Source organism: Actinoplanes sp. NPDC051851, assembly GCF_040681165.1.
In the GTDB taxonomy this organism is placed as follows: Bacteria; Actinomycetota; Actinomycetes; order Mycobacteriales; family Micromonosporaceae; genus Actinoplanes.
Genome location: NZ_JBFAYF010000056.1, coordinates 1 through 19356, shown reverse-complemented (window position 1 = coordinate 19356; position 19356 = coordinate 1). Strand labels below are relative to the sequence as shown.

General features: G+C 71.0%; 20 protein-coding genes and 2 tRNA genes. 9 read left to right on the top strand and 13 right to left on the bottom strand.

Translation table 11 applies throughout. The features are described 5' to 3' along the window. Positions 1 to 7: 7 nt before the first annotated feature. A complete protein-coding gene (locus tag AB0M08_RS37085) occupies positions 8 to 1291 on the bottom strand; it encodes a cellulose binding domain-containing protein (RefSeq protein ID WP_364504134.1) in 1284 nt (427 codons plus the stop codon). Positions 1292 to 1502: 211 nt separating this feature from the next. Between AB0M08_RS37085 and AB0M08_RS37080 the strand changes: the two genes are divergently transcribed. Both AB0M08_RS37080 and AB0M08_RS37075 read left to right on the top strand, forming a co-directional pair. Beyond that, positions 1503 to 1772 carry a hypothetical protein gene (locus tag AB0M08_RS37080; RefSeq protein ID WP_364504131.1) on the top strand — a complete coding sequence of 90 codons (270 nt, stop codon included), beginning with the start codon at positions 1503 to 1505 and terminating at the stop codon, positions 1770 to 1772. A 228-nt stretch (positions 1773 to 2000) separates the two neighbouring features. Next, positions 2001 to 2516, top strand: coding sequence for a DUF4352 domain-containing protein (locus tag AB0M08_RS37075; protein ID WP_364504128.1), 516 nt, complete (start codon positions 2001 to 2003; stop codon positions 2514 to 2516). A gap of 121 nt (positions 2517 to 2637) precedes the next feature. Here AB0M08_RS37075 and AB0M08_RS37070 read toward each other — a convergent pair. From AB0M08_RS37070 to AB0M08_RS37055, 4 genes are all read right to left on the bottom strand, one after another. After that, positions 2638 to 2713 (bottom strand) — tRNA-His (locus AB0M08_RS37070). Between the two features lie 89 nt (positions 2714 to 2802). After that, complete coding sequence (gene orn / locus AB0M08_RS37065) at positions 2803 to 3393, bottom strand: oligoribonuclease (RefSeq protein ID WP_364504126.1); 591 nt, start codon at positions 3391 to 3393, stop codon at positions 2803 to 2805. Between the two features lie 164 nt (positions 3394 to 3557). Then, entirely contained in the window at positions 3558 to 6392 is a 2835-nt protein-coding gene (locus AB0M08_RS37060; protein ID WP_364504124.1) for a hypothetical protein, read from the bottom strand. Positions 6393 to 6541: 149 nt separating this feature from the next. After that, positions 6542 to 8209 carry a copper resistance protein CopC gene (locus tag AB0M08_RS37055; protein ID WP_364504121.1) on the bottom strand — a complete coding sequence of 556 codons (1668 nt, stop codon included), beginning with the start codon at positions 8207 to 8209 and terminating at the stop codon, positions 6542 to 6544. A gap of 86 nt (positions 8210 to 8295) precedes the next feature. On the opposite strand from AB0M08_RS37055, the gene AB0M08_RS37050 reads away from it, so the two are divergent. The 4 genes from AB0M08_RS37050 to AB0M08_RS37035 all read left to right on the top strand — a co-directional run bounded on the left by AB0M08_RS37050 (position 8296) and on the right by AB0M08_RS37035 (position 11177). Further along, complete coding sequence (locus AB0M08_RS37050) at positions 8296 to 8853, top strand: sigma-70 family RNA polymerase sigma factor (protein WP_364504247.1); 558 nt, start codon at positions 8296 to 8298, stop codon at positions 8851 to 8853. 130 nt (positions 8854 to 8983) lie between these two features. Continuing rightward, on the top strand, positions 8984 to 9460 hold the full coding sequence (locus AB0M08_RS37045; RefSeq protein WP_364504119.1) for a MauE/DoxX family redox-associated membrane protein: 477 nt from the start codon (positions 8984 to 8986) through the stop codon (positions 9458 to 9460). Continuing rightward, complete coding sequence (locus AB0M08_RS37040; RefSeq protein WP_364504117.1) at positions 9457 to 10203, top strand: thioredoxin domain-containing protein; 747 nt, start codon at positions 9457 to 9459, stop codon at positions 10201 to 10203. The genes AB0M08_RS37045 and AB0M08_RS37040 overlap by 4 nt, the downstream gene beginning before the upstream one ends. Continuing rightward, a complete protein-coding gene (locus AB0M08_RS37035) occupies positions 10200 to 11177 on the top strand; it encodes a hypothetical protein (RefSeq protein ID WP_364504115.1) in 978 nt (325 codons plus the stop codon). Before AB0M08_RS37040 ends, AB0M08_RS37035 begins: the two co-directional genes overlap by 4 nt. 101 nt (positions 11178 to 11278) lie before the next feature. On the opposite strand, the gene AB0M08_RS37030 is transcribed toward AB0M08_RS37035, so the two are convergent. The 4 genes from AB0M08_RS37030 to AB0M08_RS37015 form a co-directional block, all read right to left on the bottom strand. Then, a tRNA-Leu gene (locus AB0M08_RS37030) sits at positions 11279 to 11351 on the bottom strand. After that, the gene (locus tag AB0M08_RS37025; protein WP_364504112.1) at positions 11342 to 11770 is read right to left on the bottom strand and encodes a hypothetical protein; all 429 of its coding nucleotides are present in this window, start codon (positions 11768 to 11770) and stop codon (positions 11342 to 11344) included. Before AB0M08_RS37025 ends, AB0M08_RS37030 begins: the two co-directional genes overlap by 10 nt. Before the next feature lie 188 nt (positions 11771 to 11958). Continuing rightward, positions 11959 to 12435 (bottom strand): thioredoxin-dependent thiol peroxidase, encoded by a 477-nt coding sequence (gene bcp / locus AB0M08_RS37020; protein WP_364504109.1) that lies wholly within the window; start codon positions 12433 to 12435, stop codon positions 11959 to 11961. Between the two features lie 20 nt (positions 12436 to 12455). Then, on the bottom strand, positions 12456 to 12893 hold the full coding sequence (locus AB0M08_RS37015) for an S-adenosylmethionine decarboxylase (protein ID WP_364504107.1): 438 nt from the start codon (positions 12891 to 12893) through the stop codon (positions 12456 to 12458). 360 nt (positions 12894 to 13253) lie between these two features. On the opposite strand from AB0M08_RS37015, the gene AB0M08_RS37010 reads away from it, so the two are divergent. Then, positions 13254 to 13700 (top strand): Asp23/Gls24 family envelope stress response protein, encoded by a 447-nt coding sequence (locus AB0M08_RS37010; RefSeq protein WP_364504104.1) that lies wholly within the window; start codon positions 13254 to 13256, stop codon positions 13698 to 13700. A 201-nt stretch (positions 13701 to 13901) separates the two neighbouring features. Then, positions 13902 to 14612: a hypothetical protein gene (locus tag AB0M08_RS37005; RefSeq protein ID WP_364504101.1), complete on the top strand. Its 711-nt coding sequence runs from the start codon at positions 13902 to 13904 to the stop codon at positions 14610 to 14612. A 64-nt stretch (positions 14613 to 14676) separates the two neighbouring features. Here AB0M08_RS37005 and AB0M08_RS37000 read toward each other — a convergent pair whose 3' ends face one another. The 4 genes from AB0M08_RS37000 to AB0M08_RS36985 are packed head-to-tail and all read right to left on the bottom strand — an operon-like array spanning position 14677 to position 18157. Further along, entirely contained in the window at positions 14677 to 15630 is a 954-nt protein-coding gene (locus AB0M08_RS37000; protein ID WP_364504098.1) for an expansin EXLX1 family cellulose-binding protein, read from the bottom strand. Between the two features lie 43 nt (positions 15631 to 15673). Further along, positions 15674 to 16489, bottom strand: a complete 816-nt coding sequence (locus tag AB0M08_RS36995) for an MOSC N-terminal beta barrel domain-containing protein (protein WP_364504095.1) — start codon at positions 16487 to 16489, stop codon at positions 15674 to 15676. Positions 16490 to 16501: 12 nt separating this feature from the next. After that, positions 16502 to 17518, bottom strand: coding sequence for a saccharopine dehydrogenase (locus AB0M08_RS36990; protein WP_364504092.1), 1017 nt, complete (start codon positions 17516 to 17518; stop codon positions 16502 to 16504). 21 nt (positions 17519 to 17539) lie between these two features. Continuing rightward, positions 17540 to 18157 carry a helix-turn-helix domain-containing protein gene (locus tag AB0M08_RS36985; RefSeq protein ID WP_364504089.1) on the bottom strand — a complete coding sequence of 206 codons (618 nt, stop codon included), beginning with the start codon at positions 18155 to 18157 and terminating at the stop codon, positions 17540 to 17542. A gap of 244 nt (positions 18158 to 18401) precedes the next feature. Here AB0M08_RS36985 and AB0M08_RS36980 point away from each other — a divergent pair, with 244 nt between their 5' ends. Continuing rightward, positions 18402 to 19250 (top strand): MurR/RpiR family transcriptional regulator, encoded by an 849-nt coding sequence (locus tag AB0M08_RS36980; protein WP_364504244.1) that lies wholly within the window; start codon positions 18402 to 18404, stop codon positions 19248 to 19250. Positions 19251 to 19356 lie beyond the last annotated feature (106 nt).

Below are 19356 nucleotides of genomic sequence, written 5' to 3'. Positions count from 1 at the left end.
GGCGGCGTCAGCCGATCGTCACCGAGTACGCGCTGGTGTCGAGCCGTCCCGACCCGGTGAAGACCTCGGTTCCCGCCTGCACACTGGACAGATACTTGCTCTTGTCTAGCCATCCCCGCCCAGCCAGGTCATCGGTGAAGTCAGTGAGGTCGAGAGAGGCGGACGTGGTGTTCGAGGTACGCACGAACGAGTACACGTTCCAGCCGATGTTGCCCTGGTAGAGGTCCCAGCTGGTGCCGCCGATCGTCACGGTCGCCTGCTTGGTGCCGACCGGTCCCGCGCCACCCGACCTGTAGAGCCAGACCATGACCTCGTCGGTCGGCTGGTCCGCCCAGTCCGGGTTCGCGATGGAGTGGAACCACAGGTCGTACGAGACGTTCATGATGTTCGACGTGGTCTGGGTGACCGTGAAGTTCCAGCTGGTGTCGACCGGCTTACCCGCGCTCAGCCGCACCGGGAGCCCGGTCCCGGTCGTCTTCCAACCCCAGTGCCAACCCAGGACCGCGCTCGCGTACGACTTGACCTTGGTGGTGTCGCCGTCCCAGGTCCAGTCGGTGCCCCAGCTCAGCTTGTCGCCGCTGAGCCCGTTCTCCCAGACGCACTGGGATCCGGTGCCGTCGGCCTTGCCCCAGACGTTGTTGTTCACCCAGTACTTGCCGCGGACCAGGGCGGCGTAGTCGGTGCAGTCCTTGCTGGCCACGGTCGTCGCGCTGGTGCTCGCGCTCGCCGTCGCGGTCTTGCTCGCGCTCGCCGTCGCGGTCGCCGTCGCGGTCGCGCTCTTCGTCGCCGACGCGCTCGCCGTGGCGGTGGCCGACGCGGTCGCGCTCTTGCTCGCCGACGCCGACGCCGACGCGGTCGGGCTCGTCGTGGTGGCTGCCGTCGCGCCGCAGGTCGTCCCGTTCACGGTGAACGCGCCGGGGATCGCGTTGCTGCCGGACCAGGTCCCGTTGAAGCCGAGCGTGACGGTGGAGCCGGCCGCGATGCTCTTGTTCCAGCCCGCGTCGGCCACCGTGACGCCGGTGCCGTTCTGCGCCCAGGTGCCGTTCCAGCCACCGGCGAGCTTCTGCCCCGAGGGGAACGCGAAGCCGAGCGTCCAGCCGTCGATCGCCGCCGAGCCGGTGTTCTTGATCTTCACGTCACCGGTGAAGCCGGAACTCCACTGACCGGCGACGGTGTAGGTCACGGCACACGAGGAGGCCACGGCCGCGTCGGCGTTCAGCACGCCGAACACCGCCGCTCCGGCGCCGACCGCCACCACCGCGAGCGGCACGACGAAACGCTTGGCGAACATCAGGGATTCTCCCGGGGGGACGAGGGTTGATCACCACCTCAGTGGCCCCGGAACAACGAAAGGTTGCGCGCTCCCACGAGAAAATCTCTCGGTCATCGGCCCGCTACGCAGCGCTTTCGCCTTTCCGTCTCCACCACCGAGACAGCCGGCTCCCCGCTCCCCCGGACAGCGAGACCTGCCAGACGTACCGTGCGGCGATGGCCTCGAGCGAATGACCAGCGAGGCGATGCTCGGCACCGTGACCAGCGTCGTCGTCTGCCCCAGCGCCCTGTCGCCCGCCGATCTGCGCACCCTCGTGCAAGCGTCGCTGCCGTGGCAGTCGGCCCGCGGAGCCGGCGACGAGACCCGCATCGAATGGGCATGGCTGACTGTCAGGCGCCACACGATCCACGGCCGGATCACCCCTGCGGGGCATTGCTCAGCCGAACGTCGTTCGTTCCCACCGGGGCAGCCCATCACCGGGCCCCGCATCGACGGTTGAGCATGCTGCGGCCCGGGTGTCTCGGGACTGGGCCCGGCCGCCAACCCAGTCATCATGCCCGGTCCGTGGAGAGTTCCCGCGATGACATACGACCCTCGTCAACTGCAGCCGACCCGGCAGTTCACTCCTCCGCCCGCCCCTTCACCGCAATATTCACCTGCGGTACCCGTCAACACTCCGCTCTCACCACGGAAGCGGCGCTGGCCATGGATCGTCGCCGGCATCGCCGTGGCCGGGGTCGTCGGCTGCGGCGGCGTGGCCATGTTGGTGCTCGGCGGGACCGCCGCAGTGGTGGGTGGCGCGGCGTCGGAGATGGACGCCAACCAGAACGGCGAGAACGCCGTCGCCGGGGAAATGGGCAAGGCCTCGAAGGACGGCAAGTTCGAGTTCACCGTGACGGATCTTCACTGCGGCGTGGACAAGGTCGGCGACCGGTACGCGGGCGCTACCGCTCAGGGAGAGTTCTGCCTGGTCAATGTGGGAGTGAAGAACGTGGCGACGACCGCGGAGACATGGGATTCGTCGTCGCAGAAGGCCTACGACGCAGCCGGGGTGCAGTACTCCGCGGACGGCGGGGCCGAGATCTACGTCAACGAGCAGGGGCAGACGTTCCTGGAGAACATCAACCCCGGAAATCAGGTCAAGGGCACCCTGGTGTTCGACGTACCGAGAGGCACGAAGCTCACCTCGGTAGTACTGCACGAATCGCACTTCACCGCCGGAGTACGCATCCCCGTCAGGTGACCGGGGCTTGAGCAGCAGCCCGCGCGCTCTCAGAAGTGCCAGGCCGCTCCCAGATTCGGACACGTGAACGGCAGAGGCCCTGATCGCTTTCGCGATCAGGGCCTCTGACCTGCACTTCACATGGGGTGATCGACGGGACTTGAACCCGCGACCCCCTGGACCACAACCAGGTGCTCTACCAACTGAGCTACGACCACCATGCCCGCACGGAGGAAACATCCCCGTGGTGCGGCACAATCATAGCCACATCCCCGGGGCGGCCGTCGAGCGGGTTACCGTCGGCGCGTCAGAGCTCCGCGGCGATCGCCTTCGCGGTCTCCACGTCCGGGCCGGGCTGCGGGACGAAGACGGTGCGCCGGTAGTACTCCAGCTCGCGGATGCTCTCCCGGATGTCGGCGAGAGCGCGGTGCGAGAGACCCTTGGCCGGCTGGCCGAAGTACACCCGCGGGTACCACCGGCGGCACAGCTCCTTGATTGAGGAGACGTCGATCATCCGGTAGTGCAGGTGCGCGTCGAGCGCCGGCATGTCCCGGGCCAGGAAGCCACGGTCGGTCGCGATCGAGTTGCCGCAGAGCGGCGCCGTCCGCGGGTTCGGCACATGCTCCTTCACGTACGCGAGGATGATCTCCTCGGCCTCACTCATGGTGAGCGCGGACCGGCGCACCTCCTCGGTCAGGCCGGACTTCGCGTGCATGTCGCGGACCACCGGGGGCATCGCGTCGAGGGCCTCGTCGTCGGCATGGATCACCAGATCGACGCCCTCACCGAGCACGTTCAGCTCCGGATCGGTCACCAGCGCCGCGACCTCGATCAGCTTGTCCTTGCCGAGATCGAGACCGGTCATCTCACAGTCGATCCACACCAGAAGATCCGCCACCCGGACAGCGTACGCCGCGACTCCCGAGGTTGTTCGACGCGAGTGTCATCGGCACGACTGTTCGCGTTGTTCAACCGCTTTTGAGATTCCGAAATGCTTTTGTCCGGTACGGCGGAAGGGCCACCCCGGCTGGAGCGGCCCTTCTCGGGTGCGGATCGCGTCGGTCAGTCGCCGTCGGGTGCGGGCTTGGGGCGGGCTCTCGAGGCACGGCGAGGCTTCCGCTCGGTGCTACCGGAGAGAAGCTCGGCGGCCTCCTCGCGGTAGCTGGGCGTGCGCTGGTGCGGCTTCCCCTCGCCGGCCTCACCCGGCTCGCCGGCGGCCACGGGCGACTCCGCCTTGCCGGTGACCACGGCCGGCTGCGCCTTGCCGGTGACCACGGCCGGCTGCGGCTTCTGCGCGGCGGCCGGGGTCTTCGCGGCGGCCGTGGCCGGGGCCTTCGCGGCCGCACGTTTCTCGGCCGCAGGTTTCCCGGCCGCAGGTTTCCCGGCGGCGGCTGCGGGCTTCTCGGCTGCGGCGGTCTTGCGCGGGCGGCGAGCCGCGGGCGGGGCCTTGGGGGTGGCGGGTCCGGTCTCGGAGTTCGCGGAGGTCTTCATGGCCGGGGCCTGGGCCGGAGCGGCAGCCTGGGTTGGGACCGGAGCGGCGGCCTGGGTTGGGACCGGGGCGACGGCCTGAACCGGAGCGGGAGCCTGCGCGGGAGCCTGAGCCGGGGCTGGGGCTTCGGGGTCTGTGGTGGTGCGGGCGGCGACGGACTCGGCTGCACGGAGCCAGGAGGCGGGGGTGCGCTTGGTGGCGGAGGCGGGCTTGGGGGCGGGGTCGGGATCGGGGGTACCGCTGGCCCGGCCCTGGGCGCGGGCGAAGAGGCGGGTCACCCCTGAGGTGCGCTTCGGCTTGGGGGTGGCCTCGGCCTCGGGGGCGGAAGCCGCTTCGGAGTCGGCAGCGGCGTCCGGGGCGGTGGAGGCGGATTCGACGGTGTGGATGGAGCTACGGGAGCCGGCCTGCTGGGGGGCGGAGGCGGTCTTCGCGGTCGCAGGGCCGGGTTCGTCCCGGGCCGGCGGGGCGAGATCGGCCGGGGCGTCGTGGGTGGCCTCGGCCGTGTGAACCGAGACCAGGGGCCGGGCAGCCGCCCGCGCGGTGGGCACTTCGGGCTTCGCGGGGGAGGCAACGGCGACAGGCGGGGCCGGCACCTCATCCACCGCGGAGCGGGCCGGAGCCACCGGGCGACTCGGGAACGGCACGATCGGCGGTTTCGGTTCCAGCGGCCCCGGCTCGATCGGTGCGGGGCCGACCCTGTCCGACTCGGCATCCTCCTCCGCCTCGGATCCACGGCCCGGCGCGGGCTCGCCGCTCAGCTCAGGCTCACCGCTCAGCTCAGGCTCACCGCTCAGCTCAGGCTCACCGCTCAGCTCAGGCTCGCTGCTCAGCTCAGGCTTGTCATTCGAGACGGGCTCGAGCTGCTCCTTGCCGGTTTCGGCCTTCTGCTGGTCCGGGGCGTCGGCCTCGGCCTGTTCCGGCTTCGCACTCGCGGCGGGAGTGACCGAGGTGGGAGCCGAGATGGGCGCGGGTGCGGTGGGAGCAGAGGTTGGCGTGGGTGCGGGGCGGGCGACCTGGCGACGGCCGACGCGAGTGAGGCCCGTCGCGGACCAGTCGGTGGCAGCGGGGCCGGTGACCAGGGCGGGTGGGTCGGTGGGGGCGGGCGAGCCGGCCGGGGCGGTGGCGCGGGTGCGGGCGGCCTCGGCCAGGCGGGCGGCGGCGTGGGCCTCGGTCTGGCGGACGCGTTCCGGCGTGGTCTCGGCGACCCAGGCGCCGACGGCGGTGGCGTGGAACTCCGGCAGGTCGGAAGGGGCGGTGGCGCGACGGCGACCGGCGCGACCACCACTCACGGCAGCGGCGAGGTCGGAAGAGGCTGATACCGATGAATCGGCCGTGACCCCGGCAGAAGAGGTCAAACCCGCACCGATCAGGCTCAACGGCTCACCCGGAGCAGGCGAAACCCCGGCAGGCGAAACCCCGGCGGCCGGGACCGAGGCGGGCGAAACCGGGGCAGACGGGACCGTAGGGACCAGGGCCGGTGGGACCACCGGAGTGATGCCTCCCGCGACGATCCCGGAGTGCGGGTCTGCGGGCGAAGCCTGGCCGGAGGGCGCGGGCGGGGGCGTACTCGACGAAGAAGTGGACGTGGAGGAAGGGGGCCAGGCGAACTGCGGCAGGGCCGGTGGGCGGGACGGGACGTCGGCCAGTGTGCGCGGGCGGGGCGCGCCGCCCAGGAGGGCGCCCGCGAGGGGGAGCGGAGCGCCGATGGCCAGCATCAGGTCGGGGACCTGGCTGGGCTCGACGACGTAGACGACCTCGCGGCGGCGGGCCGGGCGGGTGAGGATGAAGACGCCGGCCACCGAGAGGAGGCTGCCCAGGGTGAGCAGGCCCCAGGCGCCGGAGTCGAGCCAGCCGGGGCGGATCTCGGCGGTGGCGTCGAGGCGCATGCCGTGGCCGCCGCTCGGGTTCATGATCACCAGGCTGTAGTGATCACTCTCGGACTCTCCCGGGATCCAGCTGAGGGTGCCACCGCCGGTGCGGGTCCAGAAGTCCTGCCGGCCCGGGGCGGACGGGAGGGCGCGGCCGCCGGCGACCTTGGCGGCGGTCACCGGCAGTTCGCCGGTGCCGACCTGGACGCCGGTGATCGTGGTGTACGGCACGCCGCGCAGGAAGCCCTGCACGTCGGCGGCGGGGGCGAGCCCGAGGAAGGCCGGGCCCTCGGCGGTGAGCGCGGCGATCCGGAGCTGGGCGCCGCCGACCCGGGCGAAGGACGCGTCGTCACGGAGCAGGCGGTCGACGTCCGGCACGACGATCGCGTACCCGGGTGCCGTGAGCCGCTGCAGCTCGGCGCCGTACGCACCGGAGGCGTCCCGATGCTGCAGGGCGGCCCAGAGACCACCGCCGGTCAGCGCCGTGGGCACGCCGATCGTCAGCAGCAGCATGCCGAGGACAGGCCGGAACAGCCGCATTCTTCTCCCCCTTCTCGGGCCGTACTGGCCAGCACCATACCGAGGCAAATAACCCCAAAATGGGCAAACGGGTACGCAGCCCCCGATAGATACGGCGAGGGCCCGATCCGTTACGGACCGGGCCCTCGCTGGGGTCGTACCGGGAAAGGTCAGTTGATCTTTGCGGTCATCGTCAGGGTGGTCTGGTCGATGTCGGTCGTGCGCGCGGTGAACTTGAACGTCCACTCGCCCGCCTGGGGCAGCGCTATGTCGCCGATCGCGTGGAAGTCGGTGATCCGGAGCAGCGGGATCTCGATCGGCTCGATGCCCTTGGCCTCCAGCGACGCGGTGCCCTTCCACTCGACGACCGGCAGCGGCTTGTTGTCCGGGGTGTACGCGTACAGATGGATCGAGTTGTTCCCGACCGTCGCCGGGAAGATGCTCACCTGCAGCGACATGTCCTTACCGGTCAGCGTCTGCTCGACCGTGGTGGACGTGGTCGTCGTCTCGGCGGCCTCGGCGGTCCGCGGCGGCGCCAGCTGGACCAGCGCCGCGGTCACCCCGAGCACCACCGCGGTGATCCCGAGCTCGATCAGCACGATCCGGCGCAGTCCACGGGGCGACTCCGCGGCGACCCGGTCCTTCACCAGCTTCCGCGAGTACGCCGCCACCCCGATCACGATCGCCGCGAGCGCCACCTTGACCAGGATCAGCCGCCCGTAGGTGCTGTTCACCAGCCCGGAGAGCGACGACACCTCGATCAGTGCCTGCACCACACCCGCGAAGATCAGCGCGCCGACCGCGGTGAACGCCCAGCGGGACCAGATCGGCAGGATCGCGCCGAGCTCCCGGGCGTTCGCCTTGGGCAGCAGGAACGCGAAGAGCATCACCAGGCCACCCAGCCAGACCGCCATCGCTGCCAGGTGCAGCGCGTCCAGCACCACCGAGACGCCGGCCACCGGGGAGGCGGTCGGGTGCCCGGTCAGCGGCCAGGTCGCCAGCGCCGCCACGCCCAGCACGCCGAGCAGGGCCAGGTCGAGCTTGGACTCCCCGCCACCGCCGGAACCACCGAGCAGCGGCCGCAGCAGGAACGCGGCGGCCACCACCACACCCAGCCGGACCAGCATCACCGCGCCGAACGTACTGGCCAGCACGTCCTGCATGTCGCCGACCCGGACGTCGAAGAGGCCGGTGCCGAGCGTGTACGGCGCCTGGAGGTAGAGGCCGAGCAGGGTGCTGCCGGTGACCAGCCCGATGCCGGTCCAGATCAGCCGGCCGGGGCCGCGCCGGGACAGCCGCTGCGGCCAGAGCAGTGCCAGGACCAGGACCGGCCCGACCAGCAGGACCAGTCCCGCGTACCCGAGGTACTTGCCGACCGGGATGAGCCCGCGCACCACCGGATCGACGTTGACGCTCTCGTCGGCCTCCTCCGTCGGTGGCGTCGACGCCGCACCCACCGAATAGGTGATGCTGCCGGCCACCGGGTGGCTGTCCGCGGAGATCACCCGGTAGCTGACCAGGTAGGTGCCCCGGCCACCCCCGGACCGCAGCGGGATGGTCACGGTCGCGCCGTCCACCGTGGGCTCGCCCTGGTCGGCGCGGGTGCCGTCCGGGGCGAGGACGCGCAGCTTGTCGGTGATCAGCTGCACCGACTCGCTGAACGTCAGGGTCACCTTGTTGGGCGCGTCCGGCACGACGGTCGCGTTGCCCGGGTCGGTGGCGACCAGAGCGGCGTGCGCGCTCGCGGGCGCCGCGGCCAGCAGCGTCCCGAACATGCCGAACAGCAGGCCGGCCAAGACGGTCAGGCAACGGCGTCGGTCAACGGTCATGACGGCCATGCTCTCCGATCACGCTCCGATCGCCCACAGGCGGGTAGTCGTCCGGGCGACACGCATGGTTCCAGATGATTCTCCAGACGCGTACGATGCCGGTCGTGACGCCAGGTGAGCAGGAGACGGACGAGACCACCGCGCTGGCCCTCGCCGCCCGTGCGGGCGACCGATCCGCGCAGGCCGCGTTCGTGCGCGCGACCCAGGCAGAGGTCTGGCGGTTCACCGCGGCCCTGGTCGACCCGGGCACAGCGGACGATCTGACGCAGGAAACGTTTCTTCGGGCATTCCGGGCGCTCGACAGCTTCGCCGGGCGTTCCAGCGTACGCACCTGGCTGCTCGGGATCGCCCGCCGGACGTGCGCCGACCACCTGCGGGCCGTCGTGCGCCGCCGCCGCCTGGACGCCCGGCTCGCGGCGCAGGCGACGACCGAACTCCCGGTGCCGGACCCGGCCCACCGCCTCTCCAGCGCCGACCTGCTCGGCCGGCTGAGCGACGAACGGCGGACCGCGTTCGTGCTGACCCAGGTCCTCGGGCTGTCCTACGCGGAGGCCGCCGACGTCGAGGCGGTCCCGGTCGGCACGATCCGCTCCCGGGTGGCCCGCGCCCGCGACGAGCTGATCACCGCGGTGTCCAAGGCCCAGGCAAGCTAGGTTTTTTGCAGGGTTCTTCAAGCTCGTTTCCAGAAATGTCAGGACTATTGACCCTGAACGTGACGGCGGCCATGCCGACACGATGGTCGGGAACTCAAACCTGATCACCACCGTCTAACAGGGCGTGACCATGGAAACCTTGCGGCCGTGGATCTCCACGGTGGCCCGCCTCGGCCTCGCCGCCGTCTGGCTGATCGCCGGGGCCACCAAGATCGGTGATCTGGCGGAGTCCGGCCGCGCGGTGAACGCGTACCAGCTGATGTCCTACGACGTGGCCAAGGTCGTCGGGGCGGTCCAGCCGTTCCTGGAGATCGCGCTCGGGCTGCTGCTGCTCGCCGGCCTCGCCACCCGCCTCACCGCCGCCATCTCCGCCGTACTGCTGGCGCTCTTCATCGGCGGCATCGTCTCGGCGTGGGCCCGCGGGCTGCGGATCGACTGCGGCTGCTTCAGCACCGGCGGCGAACTGGCCGCGGGCCGCACCACCGAGTACGGCCTGGACATCGCACGCGACGTGGGCTTCCTCGTCCTGGCCGGGATCCTGCTCTGGTGGCCACGGACCCGGTTCTCCGTCGACAGCGCCCTGATGGGCGAAATGGGGGAACGATGAGCAAGAAGAACCGGGACGCCAACCGGGCCGAGCGGGCACGGAAGATCGTCGAACAGCAGCGGGCCGCCGAGCGCCGCCGCAAGGTGACCCTCTGGACCTCGGTGACCGTGGTCCTGGTGCTGGTGATCGCCGGCCTGGCCGGGTACTACACGCTGAACAGCAAGGACAAGGGCACACTGGTCACCCCGAGCGTCGCGGTCGACGACGGCACCGGCTTCGCGGTCGGCACCGGCAGCGTCGTCGTCGACGTGTACGAGGACTTCATGTGCCCGATCTGCAACCAGTTCGAGTCCGCGAGCGGCTCCACGCTGAAGGACCTGGCCACCGCCAACACGATCACCCTCCGGTACCACCCGGTCGCGATCCTGGACGGCGCCTCCAACGGCACCGAGTACTCGACGCGCACCGCCGGCGCCGCCGCGGCCGCCGCGCAGGAGGGCAAGTTCACCGAGTTCCACGACGTGCTCTACGCCAACCAGCCCGAGGAGAACTCCGACGGCCTCACCAACGCGAAGATCATCGAGCTGGCGAAGTCTGTCGGCTTGACGAGCGACACGTTCGCCGACGCGGTCAACGCTGGTACCTACAAGGCATGGGCGACACACGTCACCGACGTCTTCTCCGACCGCGGCTACACCGGCACCCCGACGATCGTGGTCAACGGCAAGCAGCTGGAGAGCTCCAGCGGCGGCGTCCCGGACACCGCCCTGATCACCGAGACCATCACCGAGGCCGCCGGTTGAGCCGTCGTCTCCTGCCCCTCCTGGCCGTGGCCGGCGCGCTCCTCGTGCCGGCCACGCCCGCGTCCGCGCACGGCGGCGAGTCGGCGAACGTCACCTCGTACCGCACCGCCGTCACCGGCATCAGCTCCCCGATGTCCGGCCTCTCGGTCCGCGTCGTCGAGGGCGGCGCCCGCCTCGAACTCACCAACGACACGTCCCGCACGATCGAGATCCTCGGCTACTCCGGCGAGCCGTACCTGGAGATCCGCCCGGACGGCACGTACCAGAACACCAGCTCCCCCGCGACGTACATCAACGAGACCCTGGCCGGCGACACCCCGGTCCCGTCCACCGCCGACGTCACCACCGCGCCCACCTGGTCCCGGATCTCGTCCGGCACCACGGTCCGTTGGCACGACCAGCGCACCCACTGGACCGGCACCGCCGTGACGTCCACGACCACCCGCCACCTCCGCGACTGGACGGTCCCCCTCCGCGACCAGGCCCGCACCTTCGAGATCACCGGCACCCTCGACTACGAGCCCGCCCCGGCCGCCTGGGCCTGGTGGCTCACGGCGGTCCTTCTCGGCCTGACGGCCGCCGGCCTCGCCTGGCGCCTCCCCCGCTCGATCACGCCCCTGACGCTCCTCACGGCCTTCTCGGTTCTCACGTACGCCACGTCGAGCGCCCTGGACGGATCCGGCTGGTCCGGCGTACTCCTGCTGGCCGCCGCCCTGGGCCTGGCCGCCGCGTACCGCCACCCGCCGTTCTTCCTGACCCTGACGGGTTTCGTGCTGGCCGCCTTCGCCGGTTTCGGCAGCGCCGACGTCTTCTTCTACCCGGTCCTGCCCACCGCCGGCCCGGCGTGGCTGGCCCGCACCGCGGTAGCGGCAACCATCGGCCTGGGCAGCGGCCTCGCCCTGGCGGGCCTGCTCCAGATGCGCGCCGCGACGCCCGACCCCGTCGCCGCTCCCGAACCGCTCGCAGCGAGCTAGGGAGTGCCGCCCGGAAACCGTCGCTGAGCACTCGAACCGGTGATGGATCAGACCGCCGACCTCGTATGCTGGAAAGCAATCGAGGTCGGCGGCTTGACGGGTAGGGCCGACGGGAGTTGAACCCGCACTACCACGGACCTAAACCGTGCGCCTCTGCCGTTGGGCTACGGCCCCTTGGGTGCATAAATGTACACATCCCACGGCCATTCTTGCCGACGAGGCAGCCTCCTGCCTAGCGGAAACCCCGTCGGCGTGGTCGCCGTGTCGTCGTAGACGACGTCGTCCGGAGCCGATCCACCTCGCCGGGATCCCGCGTAGGTCGAGGTCTGGCTGTGACAGTTGGGGCAGAGGAAGCGCAGGTTACGCGGACGATTGTCCAGGCGTTCGCGAACTGGCTTGGTCCACAGATCTCGATCGCCACGGTTATGGGCGGCACCTCGGAAGTGCGAGGTGTCGATGCCGAACTGTTTGAGACGGCGGCTGATGTGTGCGTGCATGCCGCCGCTCTGTCGTAGACCCAGAATCCGGAGGACACCGGCAACGCTGTTCGCCTGCACCGCTGCCCGCGCCAGGATTTCCGGGGTGTGCTTCATGACCCCAGGCATGGAGCTAGTTCACTAGCGCCACTAGGCACTGAGCAAGGAAGAACGCGCACGGCGGCCGCCTTGCGGGTTGGGTACCGCATGACGGCCGCCGTGAGCCCGGGTCCGCCTCGGTCTACTCCGTGGCGGTGGCGATTGCCCTCACCATCGGCGACGGCGGCCCGGACCTAAGAAAGTCGTCAGTCCAGCCCCAGGTCGCGGCGCAGCTTCGCGACGTGGCCCGTGGCCTTGACGTTGTAGAGCGCCCGCTCGATGTTGCCGTTCTCGTCGATCACGAACGTGGAGCGGATCACGCCGGTCACCGTCTTGCCGTAGAGCTGCTTCTCGCCGAACGCGCCGTACGCGGTCAGCACGCTCTTGTCCTCGTCGCTGACCAGCGGGAACGTGATGGCGTCGTGTTCGCGGAACTTCGCCAGCTTGGCGGGCTTGTCCGGGGAGATGCCGACCACCTCGTACCCGGCGGCCTGCAGCGAGGCGAGCGAGTCGCGGAAGTCGCAGGCCTGCGTGGTGCAGCCGGGCGTCATCGCGGCGGGGTAGGCGTACAGCACGACCTTGCGCCCGCGCAGGTCCTTGAGGGTGAGCGTCTCCCCGGTGTCGGTGGGCAGGGTGAAGTCGGGTGCGGCGTCGCCGGCGGCCAGACGCACGTTTTCAGTCATGGAACCGACGATAGTGCCGGTCAGGCGTGCACCCGCCGCGCGCTCCACAGGCGCCGCGCCGCGGTGATGTCGCGGGGCCACTCCTCGCCGCGGCGGGTGAGCTTTCGCTCCGCGATTTCGTAGTCGCCGACCAGCCTCCGGAACTCGGCGAGCACGTCCTCCTCACGAAAAGGCTTGCACGAGAAGACGTCGACGAATATCTCGCGAAGGTGCGGATAGGTGTGGACGGCCGCATGCGATTCCGCCAGGATCACCACGGCCGATTTGCCGGCCTTCTCCGGCGGACCGTCCTCGGTGGCCACCAGCGGGCCCGCGATGACCGTCATGCCGATCCGCTCGACCAGCTCGCGCATGAACGTGACCAGCGTCTGGTCGTCGTGAAGGGGTGCGGTGTCGGCGATCGCGGAGAGCCGCAGCGTCAGCTCGTCGCCGTAGTGGTCAGTGCCCTGCGAGATCATCGGGACCTCCGGATGCCGCCCGAAAGAATGGCTTGAGCCGAACGTAGCTCATCTTCCGGGCAATGGCGCATGCCAGAAATTCCAGGAGTCTAGTACTTCTGTGGAATTCGTTTCCCAACCCCGCGCGGCCACCGTTTTCCGCGCCTTCCGGGCGGCGCGGCGCGCGCTTTCACTACACAGTGGTCATTCTTTGGCACATCTCTCACGCCGCTTTTATCGTACGCAGCCTGGTGTCCAGCCTCGGTCAAGAGGCGGTCGGCCGGTCGGGAATGGACGGGATACCGACCGTTCCCGGGATGGCGGTCGCCCGGCGATCTTCAGTACGCTCCCCGCACCGGAGTCCAGAGCGGAGTTCACGTCATGAGCGACATCACCGGCGGCACCGCCGCACACGGCACCACCAGCGTCTCCAGCGAGGTGATCGAGAAGATCGCGGCGGCCGCCGCCCGCGAGGTCCCCGGCGTCGCCGACCTCGGTGGCGACGTCTCCCGCTTCTTCAACTCGATCCTCGACAAGGTCGGCCTGGACGAGACGGGCGACGCCGCGCGGGGCGTGTCGGCGAAGGTCAAGGACGGCACGGTCACCATCGACGTGGTCGTCGTCCTCGCGGCCGGCAACGTGGTCGCCGAGGTCACGTCGGCCGTCCAGCAGAAGGTCACCGAGGCGGTCCAGGCGTACGGCCTCCGCGTGCTCTCGGTCCACGTCAACGTCGACGACATCGCCCTGACCACCGCGGCACCCGAGGCCCCGGCCGCACCCGCCGCCCCCTCTGCCGACCCGGCCCCCGAGACTCCCCCGGCGGCCTGACCTCCCGGACTGCTTCTGGCTGGTTCTTAAGGGTGCCTCCGCCCCGCCGAGACACCCCTCAGAACCAGCCAGAAGCCGGCACGGCGGGTCCCAAGCCGGCACGGCGGGTCCCTGACCACCGGCAGCACGGGCACCCTGGGCGCCACCCCGCACGGGCACCCCTGGGCGCCGGGCGGGGTGGGGCAGCGGGATCATCGGGGGATGACGATTCCCCCGGAGTTGGCCGCGTCGGTGCGGGAGCCGGAGTTCTGGGCGCGGTACACGTTCGCCTACGCGGACGGGCCCGGCGCCGACCGGCTGGGTGACCTCGACGTCGAGGACGCGTTCGACGAGGGCGACGACGAGGGCGAGGGCGACGGCGAGGACCGCGACGGCGAGGACTCGTCGGTCGTGGTGGAGTTCGCGGTCGGTGGCGGGTACCGGCTGGTCCTCGACATCGACGTGTCACTCGACTCCTACGAGCTCGGGATCCTGGTGCCGGGGGCCGTGGAACCCGCCGAACTCGGCTGGGACGATCTGGCCCACTGGCACCCGTTCGCGCTGCGCTGGTCCGAGTTGGAGAGGATCTGCGGTGCGGTGGGCGTACCGGAGAAGGGGTTGGCTCTGGCTCTTCTCTGCCGTTTTGTCGCCTTCTTCGAGGATGACGATGTGACGGCGGCCGCGGCGGCGATCGACGAGGCCTATGCGGACCTGCGGCCGGCGGGCTGGAACGGGTACTGGCCGCGGGCGGCGGACTGGCTGGAGCGTGCCGACCTGCGGGGGCAGGGTGTCGTCTGGGAGCGGGATGCGGACGGCAACCTGTTCGGGCGGCAGGGGGACGGGCACGAGCGGGACTTCTACAGTCTTCGCGGGCCGGAGACGGGGCGTTTTCCGCACGCGCCGTTGCGGGCGCTGCTGAACGCCGCCGGATAGGGACCAGCCCGCCTCCCGCTCGGGCGCGGAGGCGCCTCTGACGGGGAAGACGAGCCGGGCCGGGTCAGCCGCAGGAGGCGGCGGCTGTCGGCTCTCCGGCGGCCAGGTTGACCAGGGCCTCGTTGGTGACCGCAGGCTCGGTGGTGGCCGACTCGACCGGCGGGGCGGACGACGCGGACGCCGACGCGGACACGGACGCCTTCGGCTTCGCCGACGCGGACGCCTTCTTCGACGAAGAGGCGGCGGACGAGGACGAGGACGAGGACGACGACTTCGAGGTCACCGTGGACGAACCGCCGCTCATGGTGACCGACGTCTTCTGGACCGTTCCCGGGTCCATGTCGATGCCGCTGAGCGTCGCCGTGTTGCCGTACACGTCGGTGATCTTGATCTTGTAGGGGCCGGAGCCGGCGCCGCTGTCGATCAGCCAGTAGTTGTAGTCGGTGCGATACGCGGCCTTGAAACTGCCGCCCGAGTTCGCGACCTTGACCGACGACAGCAGGTTGGCGTGGTTGTCGATCCGGGCGGCGAACCAGTACTGGGACGCGCCCTCCTTGATCCGGACGGTGATCGGGGCGGGCACCGACGGGTTCGTGACCAGCTTGTACTTGATCGAGATGATCCCGTCGACCTCGGCGCCGATCTTCTTGAACGCGGTCCGGCTCAGGTCCAGGTGACCGGCCTCGCACTCGGGGCAGGAGTCGAAGACCTTGACCCGGACCTTGCCCTTGGGCCCGGTCACGTCGAGGTACGCCCCACAGGCCGCGCCCTCGGAGTACTCGGCCGGCCCCAGCGCCACGTAGAGGTCGTCGGACGGCACCTCGAACGAGCAGTTGCCCGAGGTCCCCGCCAGGTCGTAGAAGGTCGCCTTGCCGCTCTTCGTCGTGGTGCTCGGCGGCGCGGCGCAGGCCGACCCGCCGGTCTGCAGCAACAGCGCGACGCCGATGATCCCGGCGAGGACGGCCGCGCCGCCGGCGGCGAGCCATCGGACATTGAGGGGGCGTCGATGAGCACTCACGACCAGGGATCCTGGTCGCAACGCCGACCCGGGGGCAAATCTCCTAAGACACTCCTAAGACAACGGGGTCCCCGATTCGGATGACAGCGGTCTTTCCGGCCGGAAGGTCCGGGATCAGGTTGACCGCGAACATCAGCCCGCCGTCGAACCGCCGGTGCTTGCCGAGGACCTTCAGCGGCTGCCGTCCGGTGGCGCCGCTCTCCTGGTCGATGGTGGTGACCCGGCAGCGGGCGCAGTGCTTCGCCACCCGGAAGGTGGTCCCGCCGATCCGCAGCGTCCCGCCCAGCCAGTCGTCCTCGGCCCACGCCGCGGCGCCGTCGATCACCAGGTTGGGCCGGAACCGGTGCATCGGCACCGGCTCGTCACCCCCCTCGACCAGCCAGTCGTTGACCGCGTCCAGCGAGGCGGTGTTGGCGAGCAGCATCGGGTAGCCGTCGGCGAGGCTGACCCGGTCGCCGGGGAGCGCGAACTCCGGGATGGTCCGGCCGGTCGGGTCGGCCTGCCAGGTCAGCCGCGCGTCCCGGCCGAGGAAGGCGCTGCTCCACTCACTCTCCGCGATCCGGGCGGGGACCTCGGGCTTGTTACGGAACACCCGTACGCCGATCTTCGGCCCGTCGGCCGGCTCGCCCAGATCGAGGTCGGGCAGCCCGGGAGCGTTGAGCAGCATTCCGCCGGGCCGGGGCCGCGCGGCGAGCTGGGTCAGCAGCGGCGTGTCACGCTGGGTGATTCCGACGCCGTCGGCGTCGACCATCATCCATCGCCGGTCACCGCGCAGGCCCCACGGCTCGACCTCCGCCTCCTGGTGGTCGAGGCGGTGACACCCCTTGATCGGGTACGTGTGCAGCGAGACGAGACGCATGCCCCCACGATGTCACGCCGGTACCGCGGGCAGCCCGGCCGTCTCGGGGAGCGCGGCGAGGGCAGGCAACTGGTCGACGTGGTGTACGCCGGCCGGGAGCACACCGGTGAGCACGGTCCGGGTGACGTGCGCCGCGACCAGGGCGGTCACCCGGCTCTGGCTGTTGCCGCCGAGGGTCAGGGTGGCCCGCCGGTCGCCGTTCACCGCGTCGACCCGGATGGCGTACGCGTCCCCGCCCAGGTGGATCCCGGAGAGCGCCGCGGTGACCAGCCGGCGGACCGCGGGCCACCGGCGGGCGGCCCGGAAGACGCCGAGCCGGCGCAGACCGGCGAGCAGCGCCGTGGAGAGCGCCGAGTCGAGGCACATCCGGGTGGTGACCGCGGTGCCCAGCGTCCGCCGCAGGCTGTGCTGGTCGGAGAAGTCCATCGGGAACGCGCTGCGCACCCCGTGTCCGGGCATCGCCACCCGCCGCGGCGTGTCGGCGGTCTCCCGGCCCAGTCCGGCCACCGTCCAGGCGACCGCGTCGGCCCCGTGCCGCTCCCCCGCGCCGAGCATGACGGTGATGTCGATCGCGGTGGCCCCACCGACCTCCTCGGACGCCCGCCTGGCGAGCAGGTTGGTCAGCCCGGGTGCCAGGCCGACGCTGAGCACCCCGGTGGCCCCGGCCGCGACCGCGCGGTCGTGCAGCGCCTCGACCTGCCGGTGCAGTCCGTCGGTGGCCCCGATGTCGATCAGGTGAATCCCGCGGTCGAGCAGGGTCGCGGCGACCGTGGCGTCGGCCGGCTCGACGCAGAGCACCGCGGCCTCGATCGCGTGGGTGTCGAGCAGCCGGCCGAGGCTCGCCGGGTCGGCCAGGTCGAGCCGGGCCCGCCGGATCGTGGCGGGCAGTGTCGCGGCGTCCGGGCGGCGGCCCGCCGCGATCACCCGGCCCGGGAACCACTCGTCCAGCAGGACCGAGACCCCGGCGCCGACCGCGCCGTACCCACCGATCACCAGGATGTCCGCCATCACTCCGCCCTCCGTCGTCATTTGACTAGAGCATGACTCCAGTCAGTTGCCGTCCGCCAGTAACGTGTCGATCAACACCCCGGCGCTGAGGTCGGCCCACTCCTCGCCGGTCCAGCCCCGGTCGCCGGTGAGCAGCCGGTAGGACTCCGGCGCGAGCACGGCCAGCGCGACGTCGGCGGCGCGCAGCGGGTCGAGGCCGGGCCGCAGCGCCCGCTTGGCGGCGAGCGCACCGGTGAAGACCGCGAGCACCGTGTGCCGCTGGGCGATGTTGACCCGCCACATCCCGGCGATCTCCGGATCGGTGGCCGCCGCCGACCGCACCGCGTCCAGCAGCCCCGCGACGCGCTCGTGGGTCGCGGCATAATTACTGCTCAGTAGCCGCAGGAGCGTCGTGGGCGGCGCGGCCAGCGCCTCCGCCACCCACGGCCGGTCGAGAGTCGCGACCGGCTCGTCGTCACCGGCCACCCCGACGTCGAGCAACTCCTTGAGGATCGCCCGCTTGTTCTCGAACGTGAAGTACACCGTCTGCACCGCCACACCGGCCTCACCGGCGATGGCCTGCATCGAGGTGCTCGCGTACCCGCGGGCGCAGAAGAGCTCCCGTGCCGCCGCCAGCATCCTCCCGCGCGTCTGCGCGGCACTCGCCGCTCGCTTCCCCATCCGCCACTCCCTTCTACGCTAGAGGAATACTCTAGCGAAAAAGGGGAGCCGGGGTCAGCTCTCCTCGGGGAAGCCGGTCAGGTCCGGCTGGGTGTAGCCGACCAGGACGTCCATCAGCGGCTCTCCTATCACGGCTGGGTTCCGCCCGGGACATCGGCAGACTCCGGCGTCGCCCGGGAGAGTGCATGGCCTGGTGCGTGAAAGTTCTCATGCATAACCTTCTGGCGTGAATGGGCCTTCTGGCGTGCACGGCGACGCGGTGCGGACCGCCGAACGGGTGGCCGACCTGTTCCAGGGGGCGCGTCTCACCCCGACCCAGCGGCGGATCGCGCACAGCCTGGTGGAGAACGCCGCCCGGGCCGCCTACCTCTCCGCGGCCGAGGTCGCCGAGCTGGCCGGGGTGAGCCAGCCGTCGGTGACCCGGTTCGCCATGACGCTCGGGTACGCGGGCTATCCCGCTCTCCGCCAGGAGCTGCGGTCGCTGGCCGCCGCGGCGGCCGGCGAGCCCGACACCGGCCGGAACGCCATGCAGCGGGCCGTGCACGCGGAGACCGAACACCTGCGCCGGCTCGACGAGCAGTTGCACCGCCTCGACGACGTCCGCGCCGCCGCCGCGCTGCTGGCCGGGAGCCGTCCGCTGCCGGTGCTGGGCCTGCGGGCCGCCGCCCCGCTCGCCGCCTACTTCGGCTACTTCGCCGCCAAGGTCCTCCCCGACGTGCGCGTCCTGGACACCGGCGGCACCGGCCTGCAGGACCGGCTGGACCAGGCCCGCGCCGCGGGTGCCGCTGCCCTGCTGGCGATCGTGCTCCCCCGGTACCCTCGCGAGGCCGTGGACGCGATCCGGGAGGCCCGCGCCACGGGTTTCGCGGTCGTGGCGATCACCGACTCGGTGGTCAGCCCGGTCGCCGAGCTCGCCGACGTCGTCCTGCCCGCCGCGGTCGGCACCCGGCTCGTCTTCGACCTGCACACCGGCCCGATGACGATGGCGATGGTGCTGCTGGAGGCGATGTGCGACGCGTCGCCGGAGCCGGTGCAGCGACGGCTCGAGGAGTTCGAGGCGACGGCCGCCCGGCGAAACGTGTTCACGGCGTGATGGAGGAGACGTTAACGATCCCCACGGATGAATCCGGGGGATTTCCCTCCGGGGCAAGGCCCTGGATTCCCAGCTCGGACCGCATCTGATCCACGCTCCCGGAAGG